Source organism: Pseudomonas gozinkensis, assembly GCF_014863585.1.
GTDB lineage: Bacteria > Pseudomonadota > Gammaproteobacteria > Pseudomonadales > Pseudomonadaceae > Aquipseudomonas > Aquipseudomonas gozinkensis.
This window is the reverse complement of record NZ_CP062253.1, coordinates 5,439,086-5,450,300: the sequence shown is the minus strand read 5'-3', so window position 1 is coordinate 5,450,300 and position 11,215 is coordinate 5,439,086. Positions and strand designations below refer to the sequence as shown.

The window sequence follows — 11,215 nt, the reverse complement described above, 5'->3', positions numbered from 1 at the left end:
CGTAAACAAAACGCCCCGAATGGTCGGGGCGTTTTGTTTTTGAAGGTGAATCAATTTCCGACGCCGTGTGAGGCAGTCAATAAGAGCGTCAGGCCACCAGATCGCTGGCACTGAATGCATTGACACCCACCAGCTGAATTTCGAAATCCGCCCCGACATTGCCGCTGACATTTCCCGAGAGTACATGGTCTACGAAGCGCAGTTGACCTGCGCCCGTGAAGTCAGCAGCGCCGATGAAGCTGAACCCGTTGAAACCGGCACTCAGCAAGTTGGCATCAAACTTCGACAGATCGATCTTGTCACCCTGCGCGCTGCTGAAGTCGGTGATGACGTCACGCAGGCTTCCCGTACCGGTTTCATTCCAGTTATTGAATATGAAGGTATCTGCACCTGCACCTCCGGTCAGCGTATCGGTGCCCAGGCCACCTTCCAGTCGGTCGGCACCCAGGCCGCCGTCGAGAATGTTGTTGCCGGCGTTGCCGACCAGGCGGTTGGCGACTTCGTTACCGGTGGCGTTGATGTTGTCGCTGCCGGTCAGCAACAGGTTCTCGACGTTGGCGCCGAGGCTGTAGCTGACGCGGGAGAAGATCCGGTCGATGGCGGTCAATGAGGCGTCGGTTTCGATGACCACGTCGTTGACGTTGTCGACGTAATACGTGTCGATGCCGGCACCGCCGATCATGATGTCTGCGCCAGCGCCGCCATTGAGGACGTTGTCCTGGTCGTTGCCGGTGAGAGTGTTGTCCAGGTTGTTGCCGGTGCCGTAGATGGCGTTGCCGGTCAAAACAAGGTTTTCCAGATTGGCACCCAGGGTCCAGTCGATGGAGGCGCGCACCGTGTCGATTTCGTTGGCGTTGTTGCTGGTTTCGATGATCTGGTCAGCGACGTTGTCGACGATGTAGGTGTCATTGCCCAGGCCACCTTCCAGTCGGTCGGCACCCAGGCCGCCGTCGAGAATGTTGTTGCCGGCATTGCCGGTCAGGGTGTTGCTCAGGCTGTTGCCGGTACCATTGATATGGGCAGTGCCGGTCAGGATCAGATCTTCAACGTTGGCGCTGAGGCTGTAGCTAACCGAGGCTTGAACGGTGTCGATCTCATTGGCCAGGGCACTGGTTTCAATGACGATGTCACCGACGTTGTCGACGATGTAGGTGTCATTGCCCAGGCCGCCTTCCAGTCGGTCGGCACCCAGGCCGCCGTCGAGAATGTTGTTGCCGTCGTTGCCGACCAGACGGTTGACGACTTCGTTGCCGGTGGCGTTGATGTTGGCGCTACCGGTCAGCAACAGGTTCTCGACGTTGGCGCCGAGGCTGTAGCTGACGCGGGAGAAGATCCGGTCGATGGCGGTCAGCGAGGCGTCGGTTTCGATGACCACGTCGTTGACGTTATCCACGTAATACGTATCGATGCCGGCACCGCCGATCATGATGTCTGCGCCAACGCCGCCATTGAGGACGTTGTCCTGGTCGTTGCCGGTGAGGGTGTTGTCCAGGTTGTTGCCGGTGCCGTAGATGGCGTTGCCGGTCAAGACAAGGTTTTCCAGGTTGGCACCCAGGGTCCAGTCGATGGAGGCGCGCACCGTGTCGATTTCGTTGGCCAGGGTACTGGTTTCAATGACGATGTCACCGACGTTGTCGACGATGTAGGTGTCATTGCCCAGGCCACCTTCCAGTCGGTCGGCACCCAGGCCGCCGTCGAGAATGTTGTTGCCGGCATTGCCGACCAGACGGTTGACGACTTCGTTGCCGGTGGCGTTGATGTTGTCGCTGCCGGTCAGCAACAGGTTTTCGACGTTGGCGCCGAGGCTGTAGCTGACGCGGGAGAAGATCCGGTCGATGGCGGTCAGCGAGGCATCGGTTTCGATGACCACGTCGTTGACGTTGTCGACGTAATACGTGTCGATGCCGGCACCGCCGATCATGATGTCTGCGCCAGCGCCGCCATTGAGGACGTTGTCCTGGTCGTTGCCGGTGAGAGTGTTGTCCAGGTTGTTGCCGGTGCCGTAGATGGCGTTGCCGGTCAAAACAAGGTTTTCCAGATTGGCACCCAGAGTCCAGTCGATGGAGGCGCGCACCGTGTCGATTTCGTTGGCGTTGTTGCTGGTTTCGATGATCTGGTCAGCGACGTTGTCGACGATGTAGGTGTCATTGCCCAGGCCACCTTCCAGTCGGTCGGCACCCAGGCCGCCGTCGAGAATGTTGTTGCCGGCATTGCCGGTCAGGGTGTTGCTCAGGCTGTTGCCGGTACCATTGATATGGGCAGTGCCGGTCAGGATCAGATCTTCAACGTTGGCGCTGAGGCTGTAGCTAACCGAGGCTTGAACGGTGTCGATCTCATTGGCCAGGGTACTGGTTTCAATGACGATGTCACCGACGTTGTCGACGATGTAGGTGTCATTGCCCAGGCCGCCTTCCAGTCGGTCGGCACCCAGGCCGCCGTCGAGAATGTTGTTGCCGTCGTTACCGACCAGACGGTTGACGACTTCGTTGCCGGTGGCGTTGATGTTGGCGCTACCGGTCAGCAACAGGTTCTCGACGTTGGCGCCGAGGCTGTAGCTGACGCGGGAGAAGATCCGGTCGATGGCGGTCAGCGAGGCGTCGGTTTCGATGACCACGTCGTTGACGTTATCCACGTAATACGTATCGATGCCGGCACCGCCGATCATGATGTCTGCGCCAACGCCGCCATTGAGGACGTTGTCCTGGTCGTTGCCGGTGAGGGTGTTGTCCAGGTTGTTGCCGGTGCCGTAGATGGCATTGCCGGTCAAGACAAGGTTTTCCAGGTTGGCACCCAGGGTCCAGTCGATGGAGGCGCGCACCGTGTCGATTTCGTTGGCCAGGGTACTGGTTTCAATGACGATGTCACCGACGTTGTCGACGATGTAGGTGTCATTGCCCAGGCCACCTTCCAGTCGGTCGGCACCCAGGCCGCCGTCGAGAATGTTGTTGCCGGCATTGCCGGTCAGGGTGTTGCTCAGGCTGTTGCCGGTACCATTGATATGGGCAGTACCGGTCAGGATCAGATCTTCAACGTTGGCGCTGAGGCTGTAGCTAACCGAGGCTTGAACGGTGTCGATCTCATTGGCCAGGGCACTGGTTTCAATGACGATGTCACCGACGTTGTCGACGATGTAGGTGTCATTGCCCAGGCCGCCTTCCAGTCGGTCGGCACCCAGGCCGCCGTCGAGAATGTTGTTGCCGTCGTTGCCGACCAGACGGTTGACGACTTCGTTGCCGGTGGCGTTGATGTTGGCGCTACCGGTCAGCAACAGGTTCTCGACGTTGGCGCCGAGGCTGTAGCTGACGCTGGAGAAGATCCGGTCGATGGCGGTCAGCGAGGCATCGGTTTCGATGACCACGTCGTTGACGTTGTCGACGTAATACGTGTCGATGCCGGCACCGCCCATCATGGTGTCTGCGCCAAGACCACCGTCGAGGGTGTTGTTCAGATCGTTACCTGTGAGGACATCGTCGAAGGCCGAGCCGATGGCATTTTCGATCTTGGCACCATAGGCAATTGCCAAGCCATCATTCAACAGGTTGGTGCCGTCGGTGAATGCTTTGCCGATCTGACTGAACGCGCCTTCATTAAGGTTCAGGCTGACGGGCGCCAACTGGTTGCTGGCATCGATAGTATCGTTGCCGCCGGCATCCCAGATTGTTTCGAATACCGATTGGTTGGCGCCCCATTTGTAGACATTGTCACCGGTTTGCCAAAGCATGTTGGCGCCATACAGTTTCTGAATGACCAGAATGTCCAGCAACATCGGCGTAGTTGGCTGGTACGAGTAGGCATTGTTGTAACTCATCACCGTGAAATGCGAGTCGTCCAGTAGCGGCGAAATTACATTGCTGTTGGATGTGCTGGCCTCAAAAGGATGTTTGAGACCCAGCGCATGACCAATTTCATGCACGAACGTCATGTAGTCGTAGGTGCCTTTGACCGGGTTCGGGTCGTTCGTCACAGGCCCGATCCACACGTCGCCTGCCGATGGTTTTTCATCTGGGAAATACGCCCAGGCAGCTGTCTTCGGATCCATGCCCGAGTAACCGCCAAACCGCAGGTCACCTGCGCTGTTGATGTTGTCACTCACCAGCGTGAACTTGATGTTCGCCACCGAACTCCAGTTATTGAGGGCACTGGTGATAGCCGACTGTTGCGCGGTGGTCAGGTTGAAGCTGTTCAGGAATTCGTTATCTGGCGTGTAGTCTCTGGCGAAGTACGATTGACCCACCGTAACAAAACTGTAGGTCAGGCGGGTCGAAAGGAAATCCTCCCCTCCGAAGTCCGGGCTCAGCCATTGCGTGCCATAGATCAGGCTATCGGCCTGCGTATTGCCGGTTAAAAACGACGACTGCGTGAGTGCATAGCCAAGCGGAGACGACATTTGAATATCCTGAGTGAGTTTGCGGCCGTCCTGATATGGCCGCTACAAAGCAATAATTTTGTACCAGATTCAGCGTCAATTGATATCACTACGCCATTATTTTTTTGATACTGACGTCAGAAAATTGGCTCACCTTGTATATCGGGACGGCTTGTTGAATCTGCAGAAAAAAATCAGCTGTTATTCTTGGGCACACCCCCAATACGCATGAATATTCGACGAGTGGCACTATGAACACCCTCATCCGCGAAACCTTCCCCGTCGGCCCACTTCAGTGCAACTGCACGATCATCGGCGACCCGATCACCAGAAAAGCCATCGTCGTCGACCCGGGCGGCAATCCTGACCTGATCATGGCTCGCCTCGATGCCCTCGGTCTGAAAGTGGTCAGCATCATTCACACCCACGCGCACCTCGATCACTTCCTGGCTTCCGGCCAGATGAAAGAGAAGACAGGCGCTACCTTGCACCTGCACAAGGATGATCAGTTCCTGTGGGACAACCTCGAGATGCAATGCCAGATGTTCGGCGTGCCTTACACGCCGGTGCCGTCGCCGGATCGCTGGTTGAGCGACGACGAGGAACTGGCCTGCGGCTGCGGCGTGGCGTTGCATACGCCGGGGCATACGCCAGGTTCCATGAGCTTCTGGTTTTCCGAGGCTAAGCTGTTGATTGCCGGCGACACGTTGTTTCGTCGCGGAGTAGGGCGCACGGATTTGTGGGGCGGCGATCAGGCGACCATCGTGCGATCGATCAAGCAGCGGCTGTACACCCTGGATGAAGATGCAACCGTTGTGACCGGGCATGGTCCGGATACGCGTCTGGGGGATGAAATGCGTGAAAACCCGTTCGTGCGTGCCTAAACATTTTGTCACGGGTGCCCGGCGGAATTTTTGTGCATTGTCATGATCCAACGCCCGCACGGGCCAATTGCCAATGGCCGCTGCACCACAGAATGCAAAATGTAGGAGCACTCCATGTTCACCACGCGTCGTTTGATTATTGTCGCTACTGCCGTGGCCGTTTTGTCCGGCTGCGCCTCGCCCAACCCGTATGACAATCAGGGTCAGGCCGACGGTGGCTCCCAGGGCATGAGCAAAACCGCCAAGTACGGTGGCCTCGGTGCACTGGCCGGTGCGCTGGCCGGTGCCGCCATCGACCACAACAACCGCGGCAAGGGCGCGCTGATCGGCGCAGCCGTCGTCGGTGCTTCGGCCGCCGGTTATGGCTACTACGCCGACCAGCAGGAGAAAAAACTGCGCGCCAGCATGGCCAACACCGGAGTTGAAGTGCAGCGTCAGGGCGATCAGATCAAGCTGATCATGCCGGGCAACATCACCTTCGCCACCGACTCGGCTAACATCGCTTCCAGCTTCTATCAGCCACTGAACAACCTGGCCAACTCGCTCAAAGAGTTCAACCAGAACCAGATCGAAATCGTCGGCTACACCGACAGCACCGGCAGCCGTCAGCACAACATGGACCTGTCCCAGCGTCGTGCGCAGAGCGTGGCCACCTACCTGACCTCGCAAGGCGTCAGCGGTGCCAACCTGAGCGCCCGCGGTGCCGGTCCGGATAATCCGATCGCCAGCAACGGTGACGTCAACGGCCGCGCGCAGAACCGCCGCGTCGAGGTCAACCTCAAGGCGATCCCGGGCCAACAGTACGGTGGTCAGCAGCAACAGCCGGGCACAGTTCAGCAGTATCCGTAACTGAAGCCTGAATGAAAAAATGCCCGGTCCTGATGATCGGGCATTTTTGTGTGTGGCCTGTTATGGCCCCATCGCGGGCAAGCCCGCTCCCACAGGGTGATGTGTGGAACACAGATTTTGTGTACACCACCAATACCTGTGGGAGCGGGCTTGCCCGCGATGAGGCCATCACTGGCGATACATATCGGCGGATACAAAAAAGCCCCCGGACAACCGAATTGTCCGGGGGCTTTTTGTTGGCGCGAAGGCTGATTACTTCTTCAGGCCGTAATGCTCGTCGAGCATGCCTGGCGAGTTCGGGGTCTTTGGCGCGTAGTCACGCGGCGGTTCCTGATCCCGCGGTGGCGTCAGGCGTTCCCGCGGGGACTGTGCTGCTTCAGAGTGCAGCGAGGCGAGCAGGCGTTGACGGGTCTGCTCGTCCAGGGCCAGACGGTTGGCGCCCTCGGCGAGGTGGTCCTGCACTTCCTGATAGCTCTGGGTCAGTTTCTTGACCAGATTGGCGGTGCTGTTGAAGTGGGTCACCACTTCGTTCTGATAACTGTCGAAACGTTCCTGAATATCATCCAGTTGACGCTGCGTGCGGCTGGGCGCGGCGTTCGGCGCAACGCGTGCGATCAGGAAACCAATGGCGACACCCACAACCAGGGCAAGAGTCGGTAACAACCAAACTAAGAGCGAGTGTTCCACGAGTCCTTCCTCTATAAACGGCTTTGCTTTACGTTAACGGCTCGAACCTGCGCTGTATACCGCGATTCACTCGCAATAGACTGGCACAGACAATTTGCTAGACGAGTCGACCCGATTCGAGGTCACGGAGTTCCTTCCTTGCTGATGCGTGAAACCCCTGTAGTGATTGATGGCCCGGTGGGGCAACTTGAGTCTTTGTATCTGGACAACGAGCAGCCCCGCGGCATCGCGCTGATCTGCCATCCGAACCCGGTGCAGGGCGGCACCATGCTCAACAAGGTCGTCTCGACCCTGCAGCGCACCGCGCGCGATGCGGGCCTGATCACCTTGCGCTTCAACTATCGCGGCGTCGGTGCCAGCGAAGGTTCTCATGACATGGGCACCGGTGAAGTCGACGACGCTCAGGCCGCTGCCGCCTGGCTGTTGGAAAAGCATCCGGATCTGCCGCTGACCCTGTTCGGTTTCTCCTTCGGTGGATTTGTTGCAGCAAGTCTCGGCGGTCGACTCGAAGCCCAAGGCATCACGCTCAAGCACCTGTTCATGGTCGCGCCGGCGGTGATGCGTCTGGGCGATCAGGATCAACTGCCGCAGCAGGGCGAACTGACCGTGATCCAGCCGGAAACCGACGAAGTGATCGATCCGCAGCTGGTCTACGAATGGTCCGACAAACTCCAGCGCCCCCATGAGCTGCTGAAAGTGGCAGAATGCGGACACTTTTTTCATGGCAAGCTGACCGATCTCAAGGATCTGATCCTGCCGCGTCTCTCGAATTGATTGCAGTCTGACAAGCGATTACCCATGACGAACCGTACCCGCATCCTCACCGGCATTACCACCACCGGCACGCCGCACCTGGGCAACTACGCCGGCGCCATCCGCCCGGCGATTCTCGCCAGCCGCGACAGCAATGCCGATTCGTTCTACTTCCTGGCCGACTATCACGCCCTGATCAAGTGCGATGACCCGCTGCGCATCCAGCGCTCGCGTCTGGAAATCGCCGCGACCTGGCTGGCCGGTGGTCTGGATGTGGATCGCGTGACCTTCTATCGTCAGTCCGACATCCCGGAAATCCCCGAGCTGACCTGGCTGCTGACCTGCGTCGCCGCCAAGGGCCTGCTCAACCGCGCCCACGCCTACAAGGCTTCGGTGGACAAGAACGTCGAGACCGGCGAAGACCCGGATGCCGGCATCACCATGGGCTTGTACAGTTATCCGGTGCTGATGGCGGCGGACATTCTGATGTTCAACGCGCACAAGGTGCCGGTCGGTCGCGACCAGATCCAGCACGTGGAAATGGCCCGTGATATCGGCCAGCGCTTCAACCACCTGTTCGGTCAGGGCAAGGAATTCTTCACCATGCCCGAAGCGCTGATCGAGGAAAGCGTTGCCACCCTGCCGGGCCTGGACGGTCGCAAGATGTCCAAGAGCTACGACAACACCATTCCGCTGTTCTCCAGCGCCAAGGAAATGAAGGACGCGATTTCGCGGATCGTCACCGACTCCCGCGCGCCGGGCGAAGCGAAAGATCCGGACAACTCGCACCTGTTCACCCTGTTCCAGGCGTTCTCCACGCCGGCGCAGGCTGACGAATTCCGCAGCGAACTGCTGGGCGGTCTGGGTTGGGGCGAGGCGAAAAACCGTCTGTTCCAGTTGCTGGATAACGAACTGGGCGAGTCCCGCGAGCGTTATCACCAGTTGATCGAGCGTCCGGCAGATCTGGAAGACATCCTGCAGCACGGCGCCAAGAAGGCCCGTGCGGTGGCGACGCCGTTCCTCAACGAGTTGCGCGAAGCAGTCGGTCTGCGCTCCTTCGTCAATCAGGTTCAGGTGGCCGCGACCACCAAGAAGAAAGCCGCGAAAGCCGCACGTTTCGTCAGCTTCCGTGAAGACGACGGCAGCTTCCGTTTCCGTCTGCTGGCGGCCGACGGCGAGCAATTGCTGCTGTCGCGTAACTTCGCCGACGGTAAAACCGCCGGTCAGGTGACCAAGCAGCTGCAATCGGGTCAGGCGCTGGATGTGCGCAGCGAAGACCTGAGCTTCAGCGTCTGGCTGGAAGGCGAGTGCGTCGGCGACAGCCCGGCGTTCGCCGACGTGGCTGCGCGGGACGCGGCCGTCGAGGCCTTGCGGATCGCTCTGACACCGGTTCAGGAATAATCAACGGGCCGGTCCGACCAAGGGCCGATTGCCATTCCCACGGGCCATCGCTACAGTGACGGCCCGTTTTTGTTGCCTTGCTAACGAATTATGACGCCCCTAGAACGATATCAAGCTGATCTGAAACGCCCGGACTTCTTCCATGACGCCGCCCAGGAAACTGCCGTGCGTCATCTGCAGCGCCTGTACGACGATCTGATCGCGGCCGAGCAGAACAAGCCGGGTTTGCTGGGCAAGCTGTTTGGCAAAAAGGATCAGACCCCGGTCAAGGGCCTGTATTTCTGGGGCGGCGTGGGTCGCGGCAAGACTTACCTGGTGGACACTTTCTTCGAAGCCCTGCCATTCAAGGAAAAGACCCGCACCCACTTCCACCGCTTCATGAAGCGCGTGCACGAAGAAATGAAAACCCTCGGCGGCGAGAAAAACCCGCTGACCATCATCGCCAAGCGTTTCGCGACGGAATCGCGGGTCATCTGCTTCGATGAGTTCTTCGTCTCCGACATCACCGACGCCATGATCCTCGGCACGCTGATGGAAGAGTTGTTCAAGAACGGTGTGACCCTGGTCGCCACTTCGAACATCGTGCCGGACGGCCTGTACAAGGACGGCCTGCAACGCGCGCGCTTCCTGCCGGCCATCGCGCTGATCAAGCAGAACACCGAAATCGTCAACGTCGACAGCGGCGTCGACTATCGTCTGCGTCACCTTGAGCAGGCGGAACTGTTCCACTTCCCACTCGACGAAGCCGCTCACGAAAGCCTGCGCAAGAGCTTCCGCGCGCTGACGCCTGAGTGCACGGCGGCGGTGGAAAACGATGTGCTGATCATCGAAAACCGCGAAATCCGCGCCCTGCGCACCTGCGACGACGTGGCCTGGTTCGACTTCCGCGAACTGTGCGACGGCCCGCGCAGCCAGAACGACTACATCGAGCTCGGCAAGATTTTCCATGCCGTGCTGCTCAGTGGCGTAGAGCAGATGAGCGTCACCACCGACGACATCGCCCGACGCTTCATCAACATGGTCGACGAGTTCTACGACCGTAACGTCAAACTGATCATTTCTGCCGAAGTCGAGTTGAAAGACTTGTACACCGGCGGACGCCTGACGTTCGAATTCCAGCGTACCCTCAGCCGTCTGCTGGAGATGCAATCTCACGAATTCCTGTCTCGGGCACACAAGCCTTAAGCAGATTCGGGAAACAAAAAGGGCCTGCAGATGCAGGCCCTTTTTTGTGTCTGGTCGAATCGTCAGGCAGCTTGCTGGAACTGCTGCCGGTACTGGTTCGGCGACAGTTCGGTGTGCTGGCGGAACAGCCGTGCGAAGAAACTCGCATCGTCGTAGCCGACTTCGTAGCTGATGGTCTTGATGCTCTTGCGACTGCCGGAAAGCAAGCCCTTGGCGGTCTCGATGCGCAGCCGTTGCAGGTAGTGCAGCGGCTTGTCGCCGGTAGCGGTCTGGAAGCGGCGCATGAAGTTGCGGATGCTCATACCGTGCTCGCGCGCCACGTCTTCGAAGCGGAACTTGTCGGCGAAATGCTCTTCGAGCCAGTGCTGGATCTGCAGGATGATCACGTCCTGGTGCAGTTTCTGGCCGCCGAAACCGATGCGGCCCGGTGCATAGCTGCGTTGCACTTCATAGAGAATGTCGCGGGCCACCGCCTGGGCGACATTGGCGCCGCAGAAGCGCTCGATCAGGTAAATGTAGAGGTCGCAGGCCGAGGTGGTACCGCCGGCGCAATACAGGTTGTCGGCGTCGGTCAGGTGTTTGTCCTGATTGAGATAGACCTGCGGGAAGCGCTCGGCGAAGGCGTTGAAGAAACGCCAGTAGGTAGTCGCTTCTTTGCCGTTGAGCAATCCGGCCTCGGCCAGCCAGAACACCCCGGTGGCCTCGCCGCAGAGCACGGCGCCCCGGGCATGCTGCTCGCGCAGCCACGGCAGGACCTGTGGATAACGCTGGCACAGCGTATCGAAATCGTCCCAGAACGCCGGGAGGATGATGACATCGGCGTTTTCCAGGCCGCCGTCCACCGGCATGACCACGTCACTGAAGCTGTTCACCGGTTTGCCGTCGGGGCTGACCAGGCGGGTTTCGAACGCCGGAGTCAGGCCGTGGCCCAGTTGTTTGCCGTAACGCAGGCTGGCCAGGTGGAAGAAATCCTTGGCTTGCATGAGGGTGGAAGCGAAAACCCGGTCGATCGCCAGGATGCTGACGCGCCGCAAGGGCGTGGAGACTTGCTTGGACATAATTCAACTTTTGTTTTTATAAGGGAAAGTGG

At 59.1% G+C, this 11,215-nt stretch carries 8 protein-coding genes; 5 read left to right on the top strand and 3 right to left on the bottom strand.

Annotated elements, in window-relative coordinates; genetic code table 11:
- Positions 1-88: 88 nt before the first annotated feature.
- Positions 89-4,387 carry a M10 family metallopeptidase C-terminal domain-containing protein gene (locus IHQ43_RS24210; protein ID WP_192562365.1) on the bottom strand — a complete coding sequence of 1,433 codons (4,299 nt, stop codon included), beginning with the start codon at positions 4,385-4,387 and terminating at the stop codon, positions 89-91.
- Between the two features lie 230 nt (positions 4,388-4,617).
- Here IHQ43_RS24210 and IHQ43_RS24205 point away from each other — a divergent pair, with 230 nt between their 5' ends.
- Both IHQ43_RS24205 and IHQ43_RS24200 read left to right on the top strand, forming a co-directional pair.
- A complete protein-coding gene (locus IHQ43_RS24205) occupies positions 4,618-5,250 on the top strand; it encodes an MBL fold metallo-hydrolase (RefSeq protein WP_192562364.1) in 633 nt (210 codons plus the stop codon).
- 114 nt (positions 5,251-5,364) lie between these two features.
- On the top strand, positions 5,365-6,099 hold the full coding sequence (locus tag IHQ43_RS24200; protein ID WP_192562363.1) for a YiaD family glycine zipper/OmpA-like lipoprotein: 735 nt from the start codon (positions 5,365-5,367) through the stop codon (positions 6,097-6,099).
- A gap of 252 nt (positions 6,100-6,351) precedes the next feature.
- Here the strand turns inward: IHQ43_RS24200 and IHQ43_RS24195 are convergent, their stop codons facing one another.
- Entirely contained in the window at positions 6,352-6,786 is a 435-nt protein-coding gene (locus tag IHQ43_RS24195) for a Z-ring associated ZapG family protein (protein ID WP_192562362.1), read from the bottom strand.
- 144 nt (positions 6,787-6,930) lie between these two features.
- Here IHQ43_RS24195 and IHQ43_RS24190 point away from each other — a divergent pair, with 144 nt between their 5' ends.
- From IHQ43_RS24190 to zapE, 3 genes are all read left to right on the top strand, one after another.
- Positions 6,931-7,560 (top strand): alpha/beta hydrolase, encoded by a 630-nt coding sequence (locus tag IHQ43_RS24190; protein ID WP_192565055.1) that lies wholly within the window; start codon positions 6,931-6,933, stop codon positions 7,558-7,560.
- Between the two features lie 24 nt (positions 7,561-7,584).
- Positions 7,585-8,940 carry a tryptophan--tRNA ligase gene (locus IHQ43_RS24185; RefSeq protein WP_007956800.1) on the top strand — a complete coding sequence of 452 codons (1,356 nt, stop codon included), beginning with the start codon at positions 7,585-7,587 and terminating at the stop codon, positions 8,938-8,940.
- 90 nt (positions 8,941-9,030) lie between these two features.
- Entirely contained in the window at positions 9,031-10,125 is a 1,095-nt protein-coding gene (gene zapE, locus IHQ43_RS24180) for a cell division protein ZapE (RefSeq protein ID WP_085606932.1), read from the top strand.
- A gap of 62 nt (positions 10,126-10,187) precedes the next feature.
- On the opposite strand, the gene IHQ43_RS24175 is transcribed toward zapE, so the two are convergent.
- On the bottom strand, positions 10,188-11,084 hold the full coding sequence (locus IHQ43_RS24175) for a GlxA family transcriptional regulator (RefSeq protein WP_178076451.1): 897 nt from the start codon (positions 11,082-11,084) through the stop codon (positions 10,188-10,190).
- Positions 11,085-11,215 lie beyond the last annotated feature (131 nt).

Bases quoted from the DNA above. Each gene is read 5' to 3' on its own strand.
- zapE (WP_085606932.1), top strand. From the start codon at position 9,031: ATGACGCCCCTAGAACGATATCAAGCTGATCTGAAACGCCCGGACTTC.
- IHQ43_RS24185 (WP_007956800.1), top strand. From the start codon at position 7,585: ATGACGAACCGTACCCGCATCCTCACCGGCATTACCACCACCGGCACG.
- IHQ43_RS24200 (WP_192562363.1), top strand. From the start codon at position 5,365: ATGTTCACCACGCGTCGTTTGATTATTGTCGCTACTGCCGTGGCCGTT.
- IHQ43_RS24210 (WP_192562365.1), bottom strand. From the start codon at position 4,387: ATGTCGTCTCCGCTTGGCTATGCACTCACGCAGTCGTCGTTTTTAACC.
- IHQ43_RS24205 (WP_192562364.1), top strand. From the start codon at position 4,618: ATGAACACCCTCATCCGCGAAACCTTCCCCGTCGGCCCACTTCAGTGC.
- IHQ43_RS24190 (WP_192565055.1), top strand. From the start codon at position 6,931: ATGCGTGAAACCCCTGTAGTGATTGATGGCCCGGTGGGGCAACTTGAG.